The organism is Streptomyces sp. NPDC025833, from assembly GCF_055558055.1.
On sequence record NZ_JBVHNF010000045.1, the window covers coordinates 1 to 14,432 of the forward strand.

A 14,432-nucleotide genomic window follows, 5' to 3' on the forward strand; every position below is an offset into this window, starting at 1 on the left:
TCCGGCAAGACCGCCCCTGACGTTCCAGCAGCCCACTACACTCCCGGCGATGCCTGTGACCAGGCAAGATAGCGAAACGCTGCTGGAGTACTAGCCGGCCGCACCCGGACAGTGCCACCACCCGCCGCCGCACCGCACGGTCCTCTACCACGGTTCCGCGCGGCCCCCGACATTCCCCCGCCCTCACTGCCCTCGCCCCGCACACCTACGCCCCTCCGGGCCACCTGAACCCGGCCCGCCCCCGACGCCACGCACCGCACCCCGGGCAGGACCTGCACCTGCCCGGGGGGACGGTGCGGCCGGCCCACCGCCCGGCACGGCCAGCCGGGTTGCGGTGCTTGGCCTCCGCCCGGCCATCTTCACCCCCGCCAGCCCTGAGCGCAGCTGTGAACAGCCCTTTCTGCTCTCCCTGGGGCCGCATCCGAAGGGCGCTCGCACGCCCTCCTGTTGGAGCATTGACGATGGGACATTCCATGACTTCCGCTGCTCAGCGACCGCACACCCTCCCCCCGCGCACCCTGACCCGCCTGGCGCCCGCCGACTGCACGGCCACCCAGTGGTCGACGGCGGAGGAGAAGGCCGATGCCGGGAACCGCGTTATGGCCTTCATCGAAAACGGCCTGCACTCCGACGCCTTCACCGCCGACCTGTACCGCACCTGTTCCCGACGCCTGTTCGGCCACAGCGCACACTTCAACCGGGCGGGGTTCGCCGACGTCTGGTTCACCACCCCCGAGGACAAGGCCGCCTTCATCCGGCACGCCATGAACGCCAGCGGCCTCGGAGATCCCGCCTGGACATGGTCCGACGTCGAGCAGCACCTTCAGAACACGCTCGCCGACCACCCCCACCTTCAGGAGCCGTCAGCCTGGACCGGCATCATCCGCCCGCACGGCTGCCCGTCATGCCGCTGCACCCCCCAGACACCCAACTGACCCCCACGCCTCCGCTTCACCGTCACCGGCCCCGGGACCGCCCTCACGGCCCCCGGGGCCGCGCCATACCCCAAGGCCCCACCCAACCGCGCCCGACGGACGGCATCTTCCGCGTTGCCGTCCGGGTGGTGCTGCCGGCGACCGGAGACCGGATGCCTCCGTGGGGATTGTCGGGCTTGGCCGCCCGCAGGCCAGTGTGCGCGCACCGACGACGTAACTTCCCGCCCCGGGCCACTGGCCCGGGGCCGCCGAGCCCCGTCTGCACACCTGCCCTGTGAGGAACCATGCCCTTCCCTGACGCACGTGCCCCCTACACGCCCTTCCTCGGGCTTCCGGTCGAGGGCGCCGCCGAGTACGGCACCCGGCAGCGGCCCGTCGAGGAACTGCGCCCGCGGTTCGAAGCGGTCCTGCACGATCCGACCATCATCGAGTTCGGGTGGCAGCAGTACACGCCGTACGACCCGGGCGGCTTCGGCGTCCGCTACATCTGGGTGCGCACCGTCGAGGAGCCACCCGCCGCGACGGCGCTGGATCTGTGGCTGATGGATGGCTGCCCGAGTCTGGGCGACACCTACGGCCCAAACCACGAGCACTACCGGGGCCCGGACCGGCGGCGCTTCGAGCGCGTCATGGCACTCCATGACGCTTTGGCGGGTGCGGTTTCTACGACGTGCTGCGGCAGGCCTTCGGCGACCCGACCGCCGTCACCGTCCGCCGCGACGGTATCCGTGTTGCCCCCTGCGACCACGACTGACCCCGTTCCGAGGACCTCGCCGCCGACCTGCCCGCCACCCACGCCGGCCGCCACCCGACCTGCCACTGGCTGCACGACACGCTGCTTCCGTGGCAGTCGAGCAGTCCGGGCAGGGGGGCGTCGACCACTCCTGCCGCGCCCACAGGCCGCCGGTGCCTTCCGGAACATCACCGTCCCGGAAGGCACGGGGCCGCTGGCATACCGCCGCCCGGCCGGGGCCTGCCCGTCCCGGGCCGCCCGGTACTGCGGCTGTGGCCGGGTTGCCGCGCTTACCCGCCGCGCCTGGAGAGTGAGCCCGCCCGGCCGCCCCTCCGCCCGCCTGCCTGGCCGTCCGGCCGCCCGCCGTGCCCCGAAGGTGAGGCTGCCCGGGCCCGCCGCTGCGTGACCGCACCCGCCGAACGGCCGAACCGTCGACGGGCCACCGCACCCGCCAACCCCACTGGAGCCTTCCGTGACCACGCTCGACGACCTGCGCGCGTCCGTTCTCGCCAGCCTCACCACCGCCGACTTGACCGACGCCACCGCCACCCGCCGCGACGGCACCTTCGTCATCGCCAGCGTCCCCGCCGCGCGCTCCGCGTGGGCCGACTTCGCGCTCGCCTCCCACACCGTGCTGCGCCTGCCCAACCACGCCGGCCGCGCCCGGTACGCGGTCTTCCCCACCCCCCAGACCAGCCAGCCGTACAACCGCACCGTGTACTTCCGCGCCACCGGCCCCGATCTCGCCGAGGAACTCGTCGGACAGACCCTGTGCCACACCGTGCGTATCGTGCCCGGCTTCAACACCGAGGCCGACATCCCGAAGGCACTCGCCGCCGCGCGCTTCGGCGACTCACGCCGCGCGGGCGACATCACCGTCATCCGCCTCGCCTGACTCCCGCCCCGCTGGCCGCACCCGGCCCCGTACCCCCGGAACACCGCCGTCCCGGAAGGCACAGGGCCGGTGGCATGCCGTCCCCGGACCGGCCCGGTAATACCGCCGCGGGGTAAGTCGCCGTCCTTTCCCCCCGTCCCGAGATCAACCCGCCCGCTCCGGCCCGATAGCGCCGCCGCAGACCGGATTGCCGCGCTTGCCCACCACGCCCCGACGATCAACCCGCCCGGCCCGCCGCACCGAGCGGCCACCACACCGGCACCCCAGCCCGCCGCCCCCGACCACCAGGAGCCCGGCCATGTCCTTCCTCCCCCTGACCACCGTCCGCTACCTCGACGGCGAGCCGCTAGCCACCGTCAACGCCCAGTTCCTCGCCAGCACCCACCTCCCGCACACCTGGATGGTCATCGCGGCCGCCGCCGACGAACGTGACCCCGGCAACGACGGCCGCACCGCCCACCTCTGACTCAACGCTTCGCAGGGACGAGGGGGTGGGTGGTTGCGGGCGTCTCCGTCTTGCACACGGTGCCGTTGGCGGGGTGTGTGCCGTGGAGGAGTGCGGCGTCAACTGCTTTGTTGACACACGAGTTGATGCCGTAGGAGCCGTGTCCGACTCCTTCACGTGTGAGCAGGACCGCGGAGTCCAGGGTCCGGGTCATGTTCTCGGCCCAGTGGTGGGGGGTGACGGGGTCCAGTCGGCCTGCGACCACCAGTGCGGGGGGCGCGCCGGCGGCGGTGAGCGGCTTGGTGACGCGGTCCTTGTTCGGCGCGGGCCACCGAGCGCAGTTCAGGGCGGAGTAGGCGGCCCGGGTCCCGATCCGCTCCGCCTCAGCAACAGCCTTGGTGGCTGCGGCCTTGTGCGCGGCGATGCCGGCCGGGGTCTGCCAGTCGGCGCAGCGTACGGCGGTGTGGGTTTCGAACATCGCGGTGGGGACGGGGAAGGGGGATACCGTGACGCTGCTCCACAGGGTGTAGAGGGGTGCGCCGTTGCCCTTCTGCGCGGCCAGCAGCGCCGAGGTCAGCAACGGCCAGGTGTTCTGGTCGCCGGCCAGGGCTCGGGTGGTCTCCAGGGCCTTGGCGCCGTCGAGTTCGCCGCCCGGGGTGGCGCCCTTGGCGGGTGCGATCTTCAGCGGTTTCGCTTCCAGCGTGTCGATGAGTGTGTCGAACGCCGCCTCCGGGTCGCCTGCCCCGAACGGGCACACTGCGGCCCCTTCGGCGCGGCAGGTCTTGAACCAGGCGTTGAGGGTTCGCTCACTTGCCACGGCGACGTCGTTCTGGAAGGGGAGGGAGTTGCCGAACCACTGGTTGGTGTCGACGGGCGCGTCGAGCACCATCTGGCGGACGCGGTGGGGGAACAGGGTGGCGTACATCGGGCCGACCACGGTCCCGTAGGACAAGCCGTAGTACGTGATCTTGTCCTCGCCGAGCGCGGAACGGACCTGGTCGATGTCGCGGGCCACGTTGTCGGTGGACAGGCTGGCCAGGAACTTTTTGTTCTGGTTCTTGGCGCAGCCATCGGTGAACGCGGCGGCATCGGCCAGCAGTCGCGGCAGAGGCTTGCCCCCGGGGATCGCCGGGTCGAAGGAGGTGCCGGCGGCGTCGGCTCGCTGCTTGTCGGTCAGGCAGCGAACGGCCTGCGATTGGCCGACGCCGCGCGGGTCCATCGCGATGACGTCGAATCTGGCGAGCACAGCAGGCGAGAAAGTACCCGGAGTGCCGGCTGTCTTGGGCAGATTACGCAGTGTCTCGGTGGCGGCGACCCCGGGTCCGCCCGGGTTGAAGACCAGGCTGCCGATGCGCTGGTCGGGATCGGTGGCCCGGTGCCGCATGACCGCGAGCGGGATCTGCGCGCCCTCGGGGTCGGTGTATTCCTGCGGCACCTTGATCGTGGCGCATTCCAGGTTCTTCCCGCACGCGCTCCACGTGAGCGGGTCAGGGGAGGGGGCCGGGGCCGACGCGCCCGTTGCGGACGTGCTGCGCACCCCTGAGGCCCCGGACGAGCACCCCGTCAGGACCATGAGGGCTGCGGCGAACGCAGCCCCGTACTTGGCGGAGGCCCGTGGCCTCAACTGGATCATGATGATCTTCCTTTCGTCCTACGTGTGCCGTGACCTGCAGCCCGGCTGCGTCGGTCGTGCGAGAGGCCGGCCGAAGAGGGCTGACGTGGTCGCGCCTTCCTCGCTTCGATGAGTCAGCGACCGGCCGCGTCGAGCAGGGAGGAGTACCGCAGGCGGAGTGCACGCTCCATGCTCGCCAGAACGGCCCCGCCTCCCAGTGCGAGGTTCAGCCAGATCGGCAGGTGTATCGGCGATACGAAGGTTCCGACCCGCTGTGTGACGGGGGGGATGTGAGAGGCAAGTTCAGCGAGCTGCAGCAGGTTCAGGCCCACACCGATGACCACCAGCAACACCGATCCGATGGCGACCGCCCGGCTCAGTCCCGGATGGCGGACACCGAAGCGCGCCCTCCGCCCCTCCGCGGAGGCGGGGTCAGGCGTGAGCTGAGACGGCTGTCCGCCCAAGGGGCGATAGTGGCAGCGCTTGATGCCGTAGCTGCTCATCGCCACCTCGATGACGCCCCCGTCGACAGGGAGGAGCGCGGGCAGTTTCGACTCGGCCACATGCCTGCCGTCCAGGAACAGATGCGCCCGGATCCTGCTGTTGTCCATCCGCGCCCAATGCCGTACGTCGACGGCGTGCAGGCGTTCCTGCCCGCCGTCACCGGGAAGCCGTAACCAGAACAGGGAGCGCACGGGGAGCTGCCACCAGCGGAACCGCTGCAGTTCCCTGCCGTCGCCCGGCTTGAGGCGCCTTGATGCCGCCCACTGCTTCAACGCCATGATCCGCCCTTCCTGTGTGCATCGGCCGCACCGCCACTAGTACAGCGTGTTAGGAGGGACGCTAGCACGCTGTACTAGTACGGCACTAGTACGGCGTGCTAGTACAGTGAAAGGCGCTGGGAGAAGCGAAGGAGAGCGGGACATGGAAACACGCGAGAAGATCCTCAAGGCCGCTGCGGAGATGATCGCCGAGGATGCAGCGGCGAAGCTGAGCGTGCGAGCTGTCGCCGCGCGTGCAGGAGTGAGCATCGGCTCCCTGAGGTTCCACTTCCCCACTCAGCGCGCGCTGCAGGACAGCCTGCTCGAGCGGATCTACGAACACCTGCTGCCCGGCGACCCGATCCGGGATCAGACCCTGGCGCCCCGCGAACGGCTGCTGAACTGCCTGCGGCAGGTTCTCGCCCTGACCGGCACCAACAAAGACGCGCGAACCGCATGGGGCGCCACGTACCGGAACTTCATCGAGCCCGAGCCGACTGAACGGGTACGCGCCGCGTACCTCCGTCTCGAGCGGGAGGCGGAGCGCCGGGTCGAACACTGGCTGACCGTGCTCGCCGAGGAAGGCGCACTGCCCCCGGGAGACCACACTCGCCACGTCAGGTTCCTTCTCACCATCCTCAACGGACTCTCGTTCGAACGCGCCCTGCCTACCCGCGAATCCGCCCTCATCACCGAGATCGAGACCCTCAACGCAGCCGTCGATCACGTTCTCTCCGTCAGCCCCGAAACACCCGTCGGGCCGACCCGGCCGTGAACCGAACCAAGCACCCCTCTGCACCGGTTGCTCTCGAAGGGCAGGGGTGCGAGAGCAGATTGATGTATGCCCCTTGTCCCTTGTGCGGACCGGGCCGGTCGGGGGCAAGCTGCTCGATGAGCACGTCGACAGCTGCGGGTCCTCGACTGGGGCAAAGATGACCAGCGTGGCCATGAGCATGTCCGAGGGCCTCGGCGAATGTCGGCTAGCATCGCCCGCCACTTGATGCCGTTGTCGACGAGGTAGCGCACCGCGTCGATCATCTGCCGGTGGCAGTAGCCCTCCGGCCGGCCGCCCCGGCCCGAGAGCCAGCCCGGAACCGGCAGCAGTTCTTTCAACACAGCCCACTCGGCATCGCTCATGTCCGAGCTGTACCGCGGTCGGCGATCCGGCCGGTCGGCTGCGTTCCCGAATCGATGGGCGAGGCAGTCACACGCAAGAGTGCACGAACTGGACTCGACGAGCAGGGCCACGCGACACTTCGACAACAGGGCCTCTTGCTTCTCGCTGGATTCGACAACCGCGAGCTACCAAGAGGCCCCTCTTCCCTGCCCCCGCACCGGCCGACTCACCCGATCCAGGACGCTGTTCGAACCCTGCCGACCACGCGAGCGGATAGAGAACAGGCAGTGACGACAGGCGCGGCTCGGTGGACGGCGACCGGCTCAGGTTGAGCGCAGGCAGAAGGGGTGGCCGGCCGGGCTGGCGTAGACCCGGCTAACGGTCCGGGTTTCCCGGGTGACCTCGTCGGTGGGCCGCAGTCGGGTGGCGCCGGCGTCGGTGGCCGTGCGGTCGGCGGTTGTGAGGTCGTCTACGCCGAAGTCGAGGTGCATCTGCTGGGAGGTGCCGTCCGGCCAGTTCGGGGCGGTGTGTCCGGGGGCGGACTGAACGACGATCACCGGGAGGCCGGGGGCCTGAACGAAGTGGTGGGTCGGCGTGGGGGTGAGGGTGCCCCCGAGCAGTCGGTGCCAGAAGGAGCTTTCCTTCTTGATGTCGGCGGCGTCGATGATCACGGAGGTCAGGCTGATGGGCATGGGGTGTCCTATTCGTGCTGTCGGTGGTCGCTCAGACGGTGGGGATGATGCCGCCGTCGACGCGGAACTGTGGTCCGGTGAGCCATTTCGCGCGGCTGGAAGCGAGGAAGGCGATCATCTCGGCGACGTCTTCGGGGTCGCCGGGGCGGCCCATGGGAACGTTCAGGTGGTCCACGATCTGCTGGGTGACCTCTTCGGTGGTGATGCCTTGCTTCTCTGCCATGTGCTTCAGGTGGGCGGTGGCGCCGTCGGTGACGACGAAGCCGGGAAGGACACAGACCACGCGCACGCCGTGCTCGCCGACCTCGGTGGCCAGTTCGCGGCTGTAGGTGTTGAGCGCGGCCTTAGCGGCGGCGTAGGACGCCTCGGTGCGCTGAGGCAGTTGGCTGGCGATCGAGGAGACGTGCACGACGACGCCGGAGCCCCGCTCAACCATTCCCGGCACCAGCGCCCGGTCCAGGCGCACGGCGCTGAGGAGGTTCATCTCCAGGTCCGCCTGCCAGGATTCGTCCGACCGGCTCAGGGTCGGCGCCGGGGAGCTTGCCGCGCCCGCGTTGTTCACGAGCACGTCCACGCCGCCCACCTGCTCGACGGCGCGGCGGCCGAGTTCGGCCACCCCCTGCTGCGTGGAGAGGTCCGCCGCGAGAAATGTGGCACCGCTGTCCTCCTGGGGCCTGCTGCGGGAGGCCGTCAGCACGGTCGCGCCTGCGGCGACGAAGCGGCGCACGGTCGCCGCGCCCAGGCCACGGCTGCCGCCGGTGACCAGTACCCGAAGGCCGTCGAGGCTGTTGTCCGTGATGGGCATGGGGTCTCTCCTCCGTAAGATGAACCTGACTCCGGAAAAGGTATACGTAAACGGAGCTGGACTCACCTTATGGAGGTTCTCTTGCCGCAATCACGCCCGCTGCGTGCCGACGCGCGACGCAACCGCGAGGCACTGCTGTCCGCGGCTCGCCAGGCGTTCCTCGGCGGCGACACCGACGCGCACGTCGAGGACATCGCCCGCAGCGCCGGCGTCGCTGTCGGAACGCTCTACCGCCACTTCGAAACCCGCGAAGCGCTGATCGAGGAGGTCTACCGCAAAGAGGTCGACGACCTGTGCGCCACGCCCGGCGTCCTGCTGGACCAGCACGCCCCAGAGGAGGCGCTACGGCGCTTCCTGCTGCTGCTCGTGGACCACGCGGCGGTGGGCAAGGGGATGTCCAGTGTGCTGGAAAGCATCATGGCGACGGACTCACACGTCTTCGACGACGCACGCACCCGTATGGCCAACGCCCTCTCCCTGCTGCTCGAAGCCGGCAGCGCGGCCGGGACCGTCCGCGACGACGTCACAGGCTCCACCCTTTTGCGCGCCCTGGGCGGCGTCTGTGGAATGCGCGCCACGGAGGGCTGGTTGGTCGAAGCCCGGCAGATCACCGCCCTCCTCTTCGACGGCCTGCGACACGTCGCCCCGCAGTCACCCTGAGCCGGGGGCCGCGCGCCGTGCGCCACCGGCCAGGCCCTGCCCGTCACTCTCGACCGCTCCCGTCGTCGTCCTCGAACAGCTCCGGCGGGTCAGGATCGCGCAGTGGGCACAGTGCGCGGCCGGCGGGGACACTGGCGGTGAAGTAGTAGCGGCCGAGCACGTTGAGGTTGGGCGTGCTTGAGCGGGGAGACGCGGGCGACGTCTTCGTCCAGGACGTCGTGCTCGCGCTCCTCGGCGGGCAGGGCCCGCAACTCGAATGCGGCGCCGCTCCCGTCCGCTGTGCCGTCCTTCCCGTCGTCGCGGGGGTATTCCGTGCACCGCGTGAGCCGGCTCCGCACGACGACGGCCCTCCCTGGCCGTCGCGGGGATGGCTGGGCCCTACCGGGCCGTCGTAGCCGCGCTCCCGGCGCCACCTGAGCCAGGACAGCACCGCCGCGCGCCGCAAGATGCAGGTGTTCACCGCGGAAGTTCCCCAGGGGAGTTCGAAGGCCTCGCCGATCTCGTCGTCTACGACCGAGGCCAGCGCCCGGGACTCGCCGAGCCGCTCGGCGGCCTTCGCCCCGCCGCGCGTGTGCTTTCCGGTCATGCGGCATCGTCAGGTGGCGGCGCGGCGCGCAGAGCGGTGCTCCTCGTGCTCCTGGGGCCGGCGGTTGACCGACTGCACGGTGCCGAGCACGCTGGCCCACTGCTCGGCAGCCGTGGCGCCGACAGGACGTCCACGCGGAGCGTGTGCCAGCGCAGCCACGACGTGAGCTTCTCCAGCGTTTCGAGTTCGCCGGGCCTGCCGGAGACCTAGTAGTGCTTCGTTACGTCGGGTGGTCTTGCCTGATGGTGGGCATCGTCTCCGGTATGAGGCTGGGGGAGGTGGAACGGCTCCGGGGTGAGTTATCGGAGTTCGTTGCCGATGTGTTCGCTTCGCTGCCGCGGCGGGATCAGCGGCGGTGGGGCGCTTGTTATCTGCGGGGGCTGATGCTGGACGGCCGGCGCAAGTCGATCCAGCCGATGGCCGAGCGGCTGCCGGACGGGAACATGCAGGCCCTGCAGCAGTTCGTGAACCAGTCGCCGTGGGATTGGCTGCCGGTGCGGCGGCGCATCGCCCAGCGGTTGTGCGAGGCGGTCGGCCCCGAGGTGTGGGTCGTCGATGATGTGTCGTTTCCCAAGTGCGGCACTGCCTCGGTCGGGGTGGCCCGGCAGTACTGCGGAGCATTGGGCAAGCGGGCGAACTGCCAGGTCGCGGTCAGTGTGCACGCCGCCACCGACGCGGCGTCGTGCCCGTTGGAGTGGGAGCTGTTCCTGCCCGGGGAATGGGTGCACGACGACCGGCGGCGGCAGCGGGCCGGGATTCCCGAAGAGGTCGGGCATGTGTCCAAGACCCGGCTGGCTGTGGGGCTGCTGGACCGGCTGGCCTCGCAGGGCCTGAAGGTGCCCGTGATCGTGGCCGATGCTGGCTACGGACGCAGCGTCTCCTTCCGGCTCGCGCTGGAAGAGCGCGGCTGGTCCTATGTCATGGCCGTCGACCCGAAGGAGGTCGCACGGCCTGCCGGCGCCAAGCCGTATCAGCCCGTTTACGGCGGTCTGGGGCCGCCGACCCTGGCCCGATACCGCGAGGCGCCCCGCCCTCTGCCGGGCCTCCTGGAGGGGGCTGTGTTCGAGCAGGTCACCTGGCGGCAGGGCAGCAAAGGCGCGATGACCTCGCGTTTCGCCGTGATCCAGGTGCGGCCGTCGGGGAAGGAAGCCTGCCGCACCGCCCAGGAACAGGCAGGTGGACGCAGCCGCTGGGACGGCGTGCTGCCCGTGAGGACGCTGCTGGTCGAACGGCCCGAAGAAGCCGACGGGCCGACCGGTTACTGGATGAGCAACCTGCCCGCGACCACCCCGGTCGCCGACCTGGTGCGGTGGGCGAAGATGCGCTGGCGGATCGAGCACGACTACCGCGAGCTCAAATACGGCCTGGGTCTGGACCACTTCGAAGGCCGCACCTGGCGCGGCTGGCACCACCACGTCACCCTCGTCACCGCCGCCCAGGCCTTCCTCACCCTGCGACGGCTCGACCCAAAAGCCCAGACGCCGGCCTGACCCTCTACCAGGTCCTGGACGCCCTCCAGGACCTGCTGAGGTGCTGGACCGGCACCTGCACCACCTGCGGCCGCCCCCTCACCACCAGCAGAACCAGACCCAGAACCTAACGAAGCACTACTAGGCGCGTGACCTGCACCAATGACGGGTGGGAGGACGTGTTCCCGCGAATCTGCCTGCACGATGCCTACCAGCGGCTCGCCCTGCGAGCAGAGCACCGCCCTCCACAGCGACGTATTGCCGTGACGGTCCGCGGCTCCGACCGCCGCACCCGCGGACGTGAGGACCTCCAACCGGCCGCGCTGTCGCCGACCATCTTGCCCCGCCGCGTGGCGCGCATCCGTGGACGGGCTGGACGTTCTCGACAGGCTGGGGGACGCAGCGCACCCTCGATGCCGTCCTGGTGCAGCGCGATGTCGTGATGGAAAGTGACGTCGATGTCGCCCGCGACAGCGCCGGTCGGTGGCGGCACCCGGCTCGTCCGCACCGCATCCGCGCGGATGTCGATGTCCAGGAGGTGCCGCTTCGACGAAGCAGACGTCCTGTCATGAGTCAGGGCCGGTCCGTGGTCGGCTTCATGGCCGGGCCGCCGTAGGCGGGCACCCCAAGCACGGAACTCGTCATTCCGTCATGTGAACGTCATGCGCCTGCCAAGAGCCTGACCCGCCGAGGTTGGTCCGACCCTGTCGACTGCCCCCTGCATTCATCGTGACAGGGGAGGACCGGATGACACCCGCAGCACACCCGTCCCAGCACGCTCCGGAACTGCGCGCCGCGGCCCGCCAGGTGGGACGGCGCCGGTTCCTCACCGTCACCGGCGCCGCCGCCGCGCTCGCCTTCGCCGTGAACGTGCCCGCCGCCGGCACCGCGGCCGCCACCGAATTCGACGCCCGGCGGATCACCGACAACCCCTTCACCCTGGGGGTGGCCTCCGGCGACCCGCTGCCCGGCTCCGTGCTGCTGTGGACGCGCCTGGCCCCGCAGCCGTACCAGCCCGACGGCGGAATGCCCGCGCGGCGCGTCACCGTGCACTGGGAACTGGCCCACGACGAGCGCTTCCGCCGGACCGTGAGGCGCGGCACCGCCCTCGCCCACCCCGAGTTCAACCACGCCGTACACGTCGAGGTCCCCCACCTCCCGGCTGACCGCGTCCTCCACTACCGCTTCCGGGCCGGCGACTGGGTCAGCCCCACCGGCCGCACCCGCACCGCCCCGCTGCCCGGCAGCCGCCCCGCCACGCTCACCCTGGCCGCCGTCTCCTGCCAGGCCTACGCCGACGGCTACTACACGGCGTACCGGCACCTCGCCGAGGACGACGTGGACGTCGTCTTCCACCTCGGCGACTACCTGTACGAGTACGCGGTCAACGCCACCGGCAACGCCCGCAACTACACCGACCGCACCCTGCCCGCCCACTACAACCGCGAGACAGTGACGCTGGAGGACTACCGGCTGCGCTACGCCCTGTTCAAATCGGACCCGGACCTGATGGCCGCGCACGCCGCCCACCCCTTCGTCGTCACCTGGGACGACCACGAGACCGAGAACAACTACGCCGACGACACCCCGGAGGACAACGGCCCCGCGGACGAGTTCCTGCTGCGCCGCGCCTCCGCCTACCGCGCCTACTGGGAAAACCAGCCGCTGCGCCGCCCCCAGCGGCCCTCCGGCGCCGACATGCGGCTCTACCGCCGCCTGCACTGGGGCAGGCTCGCCCAGTTCGACATCTTGGACACCCGCCAGTACCGCTCCGACCAGGCCTACGGCGACGGCGCCCAGCTCCCCGGCCCCGTCGTCGACGACCCGGCCCGCACCATGACCGGCTCCGCCCAGGAGCGCTGGCTGCTCGACGGCTGGCGCCACTCGCGGGCCCTGTGGAACGTCGTCCCGCAGCAGGTCACCTTCTCCCAGCGCAAGCTCGACCTCAACCCGGTCGCCAAGCTGTCCATGGACGCCTGGGACGGCTACCGGGCCTCCCGGCGCCGCGTCCTCGACGGTGCCCAGTCCGCCGGTGTCGACAACCTCATGGTGCTCACCGGCGACGTGCACGTCGGATACGCCTTCGACATCAAGGACGACTTCGACGACCCGGCCTCCCGCACCCTCGGCACCGAGATCGTCGCCACCTCGATCACCAGCGGCAAGGACGGATCCGAGAAGCCGTCGAACTGGAAGACCTACACGACCGCCAACCCGCACCTGAAGTTCTACAACGGCCGGCGCGGCTACGTCGGCGTCACGCTCGGCCGTGAGCAGGCGCGGGCCGACTTCAAGACCGTGCCGTACGTGACCAGGCCCGGGGCGCCGGTCACGACGGCCGCGTCCTTCGTGACGGAGGTGGGCGACCAGGGGCTCAAGCCGGTGTGAGCAGCGGCTCGCCCGTCTCCCCCGGGTAGCGGACGCCGACGCGGTCCCGGATCGCGTCGAGCGTCCGCAGTACGGCCAGCGTGCCCTCCAGCGGCACCAGCGGCGACTCCTTCTCGCCCGCCCGCAGCGCCCGCATGACCTCCCGCGCCTCGTGCCGCAGGCTGGTGCGCGGCCCGTCGGCGGGATCGGCGGCGAACTCCTCCGGCTCCCGGCCGTCCCGGTGCAGCACGAACCGCTCCGGGTGGAAGAAACCGGACGGCACGTCGATCCGGCCGCGGGTGCCGGTCACCGACGCGGTGACCGGCGTACCACCGGCGATCGAGCAGTGCAGCGCCGCCAGCGCGCCGCCCTCCCAGGACAGCACGACCCCGGTCTGGAGGTCGACGCCCTCCGGCGAGAGCACCGCGCTCGCGGCGATCCCGTCCGGTTCGCCCAGCAGCAACTGCGCGAACGACACCGGGTACACCCCGAGGTCCAGCAGCGCGCCGCCGCCCAGCGCCGGATCCCGCAGCCGGTGCGCGGCCGGGAAGGGGCCGGCCAGCCCGAAGTCCGCCTGCACCGTGCGCACCTCGCCGATCGCCCCGTCGTCCACCAGCGCCTTCAGCCGCCGGACGAGCGGGTTGCAGTACATCCACATCGCCTCCATCAGGAAGCGGTCGTGCTCCCGGGCCAGCGCGACGAGTTCCGCCGCCTCGCGCAGGTTCAGCGTGAACGGCTTCTCGCACAGCACGTTCCGCCCCGCCGTCAGGCACAGCCCGGCCGCCGCCCGGTGCGCCACGTGCGGCGTGGCCACGTACACGACGTCGACCTCCGGGTCCGCGGCCAGCGACTCCCAGTCGCCGTACGCCCGCCGCGCCCCGAACCGCTCCGCGAACGCCTCGGCCGGACCCGGCCGCCGCGACGCCACCGCCACGATCTCCGCGTCCGCCAGATCCACCAGGTCCGCCGCGAACGCCGCCGCGATCCCGCCCGTCGCCAGGATCCCCCAGCGCACGCTCCGCTCCGCCATCGCCCCGCCCTCGCTCGTGTATGCCTCGGCAGTGTGTACGAGGTGAGAGCATAGGTGCCGGTCCTGTCCGCGACACCGATGCAAGCCGGACGGGGCCCGGGACACAGTCCGCGGAAAGGGCGGCACGCGACCGGGGAAGGACACCTGCGGGAGCAAGCGGCGGCACCGGCACCGGACCACCCGTGTCCGAGTGGCGTCTTGCTGTTGATTCCGGGAATGGACCTCAGCTAAGACCGTGTCCTATGTGGTGAGGCGTCGTTGGACTCAGCATGGGGCGGGATACGTGGAGTTGGATTGTTCCGGACGGGCTGTGGGAGATCGCGAA

The 14,432-nt window shown here is 70.8% G+C and carries 14 protein-coding genes and 1 pseudogene; 7 read left to right on the forward strand and 8 right to left on the reverse strand.

Features of this window, described 5'->3' with window-relative positions; all coding sequences use genetic code 11:
• Nucleotides 1-473: 473 nt before the first annotated feature.
• The 3 genes from ACZ4K2_RS36580 to ACZ4K2_RS36590 all read left to right on the forward strand — a co-directional run bounded on the left by ACZ4K2_RS36580 (nucleotide 474) and on the right by ACZ4K2_RS36590 (nucleotide 3,029).
• The gene (locus tag ACZ4K2_RS36580) at nucleotides 474-935 is read left to right on the forward strand and encodes a hypothetical protein (RefSeq protein ID WP_467480919.1); all 462 of its coding nucleotides are present in this window, start codon (nucleotides 474-476) and stop codon (nucleotides 933-935) included.
• Between the two features lie 1,205 nt (nucleotides 936-2,140).
• Nucleotides 2,141-2,563 carry a hypothetical protein gene (locus ACZ4K2_RS36585; RefSeq protein WP_467480917.1) on the forward strand — a complete coding sequence of 141 codons (423 nt, stop codon included), beginning with the start codon at nucleotides 2,141-2,143 and terminating at the stop codon, nucleotides 2,561-2,563.
• A 298-nt stretch (nucleotides 2,564-2,861) separates the two neighbouring features.
• Entirely contained in the window at nucleotides 2,862-3,029 is a 168-nt protein-coding gene (locus ACZ4K2_RS36590) for a hypothetical protein (RefSeq protein ID WP_467480915.1), read from the forward strand.
• A gap of 1 nt (nucleotide 3,030) precedes the next feature.
• Here the strand turns inward: ACZ4K2_RS36590 and ACZ4K2_RS36595 are convergent, their stop codons facing one another.
• Nucleotides 3,031-4,443, reverse strand: a complete 1,413-nt coding sequence (locus ACZ4K2_RS36595; protein WP_467480913.1) for an alpha/beta hydrolase — start codon at nucleotides 4,441-4,443, stop codon at nucleotides 3,031-3,033.
• 311 nt (nucleotides 4,444-4,754) lie between these two features.
• Nucleotides 4,755-5,402, reverse strand: a complete 648-nt coding sequence (locus ACZ4K2_RS36600) for a hypothetical protein (RefSeq protein ID WP_467480911.1) — start codon at nucleotides 5,400-5,402, stop codon at nucleotides 4,755-4,757.
• Nucleotides 5,403-5,544: 142 nt separating this feature from the next.
• Here ACZ4K2_RS36600 and ACZ4K2_RS36605 point away from each other — a divergent pair, with 142 nt between their 5' ends.
• Nucleotides 5,545-6,156: a TetR/AcrR family transcriptional regulator gene (locus tag ACZ4K2_RS36605; RefSeq protein ID WP_467480909.1), complete on the forward strand. Its 612-nt coding sequence runs from the start codon at nucleotides 5,545-5,547 to the stop codon at nucleotides 6,154-6,156.
• Here ACZ4K2_RS36605 and ACZ4K2_RS36610 read toward each other — a convergent pair.
• From ACZ4K2_RS36610 to ACZ4K2_RS36620, 3 genes are all read right to left on the reverse strand, one after another.
• Complete coding sequence (locus ACZ4K2_RS36610) at nucleotides 6,105-6,518, reverse strand: transposase (protein WP_467480907.1); 414 nt, start codon at nucleotides 6,516-6,518, stop codon at nucleotides 6,105-6,107. The two genes, ACZ4K2_RS36605 and ACZ4K2_RS36610, sit on opposite strands and share 52 nt — an antisense overlap.
• Before the next feature lie 303 nt (nucleotides 6,519-6,821).
• A complete protein-coding gene (locus tag ACZ4K2_RS36615; RefSeq protein ID WP_467480905.1) occupies nucleotides 6,822-7,190 on the reverse strand; it encodes a VOC family protein in 369 nt (122 codons plus the stop codon).
• A gap of 31 nt (nucleotides 7,191-7,221) precedes the next feature.
• Nucleotides 7,222-7,995 carry an SDR family oxidoreductase gene (locus ACZ4K2_RS36620; protein WP_467480903.1) on the reverse strand — a complete coding sequence of 258 codons (774 nt, stop codon included), beginning with the start codon at nucleotides 7,993-7,995 and terminating at the stop codon, nucleotides 7,222-7,224.
• Between the two features lie 81 nt (nucleotides 7,996-8,076).
• Here ACZ4K2_RS36620 and ACZ4K2_RS36625 point away from each other — a divergent pair, with 81 nt between their 5' ends.
• A complete protein-coding gene (locus ACZ4K2_RS36625; protein WP_467480901.1) occupies nucleotides 8,077-8,655 on the forward strand; it encodes a TetR/AcrR family transcriptional regulator in 579 nt (192 codons plus the stop codon).
• A 370-nt stretch (nucleotides 8,656-9,025) separates the two neighbouring features.
• On the opposite strand, the pseudogene ACZ4K2_RS36630 reads toward ACZ4K2_RS36625, so the two are convergent.
• Both ACZ4K2_RS36630 and ACZ4K2_RS36635 read right to left on the reverse strand, forming a co-directional pair.
• Nucleotides 9,026-9,220 (reverse strand): annotated as a pseudogene (locus ACZ4K2_RS36630) (site-specific integrase); the annotation flags it as partial.
• A gap of 30 nt (nucleotides 9,221-9,250) precedes the next feature.
• On the reverse strand, nucleotides 9,251-9,400 hold the full coding sequence (locus ACZ4K2_RS36635) for a hypothetical protein (RefSeq protein WP_467480899.1): 150 nt from the start codon (nucleotides 9,398-9,400) through the stop codon (nucleotides 9,251-9,253).
• Between the two features lie 104 nt (nucleotides 9,401-9,504).
• Between ACZ4K2_RS36635 and ACZ4K2_RS36640 the strand changes: the two genes are divergently transcribed.
• Both ACZ4K2_RS36640 and ACZ4K2_RS36645 read left to right on the forward strand, forming a co-directional pair.
• On the forward strand, nucleotides 9,505-10,731 hold the full coding sequence (locus ACZ4K2_RS36640) for an IS701 family transposase (RefSeq protein WP_467480921.1): 1,227 nt from the start codon (nucleotides 9,505-9,507) through the stop codon (nucleotides 10,729-10,731).
• 726 nt (nucleotides 10,732-11,457) lie between these two features.
• Complete coding sequence (locus ACZ4K2_RS36645) at nucleotides 11,458-13,098, forward strand: alkaline phosphatase D family protein (protein WP_467480898.1); 1,641 nt, start codon at nucleotides 11,458-11,460, stop codon at nucleotides 13,096-13,098.
• Here ACZ4K2_RS36645 and ACZ4K2_RS36650 read toward each other — a convergent pair.
• Nucleotides 13,085-14,107, reverse strand: coding sequence for a Gfo/Idh/MocA family protein (locus tag ACZ4K2_RS36650; RefSeq protein ID WP_467480897.1), 1,023 nt, complete (start codon nucleotides 14,105-14,107; stop codon nucleotides 13,085-13,087). The two genes, ACZ4K2_RS36645 and ACZ4K2_RS36650, sit on opposite strands and share 14 nt — an antisense overlap.
• Nucleotides 14,108-14,432: the final 325 nt, after the last annotated feature.

Bases quoted from the DNA above. Each gene is read 5' to 3' on its own strand.
- ACZ4K2_RS36580 (WP_467480919.1), top strand. From the start codon at position 474: ATGACTTCCGCTGCTCAGCGACCGCACACCCTCCCCCCGCGCACCCTG.
- ACZ4K2_RS36590 (WP_467480915.1), top strand. From the start codon at position 2,862: ATGTCCTTCCTCCCCCTGACCACCGTCCGCTACCTCGACGGCGAGCCG.
- ACZ4K2_RS36600 (WP_467480911.1), bottom strand. From the start codon at position 5,402: ATGGCGTTGAAGCAGTGGGCGGCATCAAGGCGCCTCAAGCCGGGCGAC.
- ACZ4K2_RS36605 (WP_467480909.1), top strand. From the start codon at position 5,545: ATGGAAACACGCGAGAAGATCCTCAAGGCCGCTGCGGAGATGATCGCC.
- ACZ4K2_RS36610 (WP_467480907.1), bottom strand. From the start codon at position 6,518: ATGAGCGATGCCGAGTGGGCTGTGTTGAAAGAACTGCTGCCGGTTCCG.
- ACZ4K2_RS36615 (WP_467480905.1), bottom strand. From the start codon at position 7,190: ATGCCCATCAGCCTGACCTCCGTGATCATCGACGCCGCCGACATCAAG.
- ACZ4K2_RS36620 (WP_467480903.1), bottom strand. From the start codon at position 7,995: ATGCCCATCACGGACAACAGCCTCGACGGCCTTCGGGTACTGGTCACC.
- ACZ4K2_RS36640 (WP_467480921.1), top strand. From the start codon at position 9,505: ATGAGGCTGGGGGAGGTGGAACGGCTCCGGGGTGAGTTATCGGAGTTC.
- ACZ4K2_RS36645 (WP_467480898.1), top strand. From the start codon at position 11,458: ATGACACCCGCAGCACACCCGTCCCAGCACGCTCCGGAACTGCGCGCC.
- ACZ4K2_RS36650 (WP_467480897.1), bottom strand. From the start codon at position 14,107: ATGGCGGAGCGGAGCGTGCGCTGGGGGATCCTGGCGACGGGCGGGATC.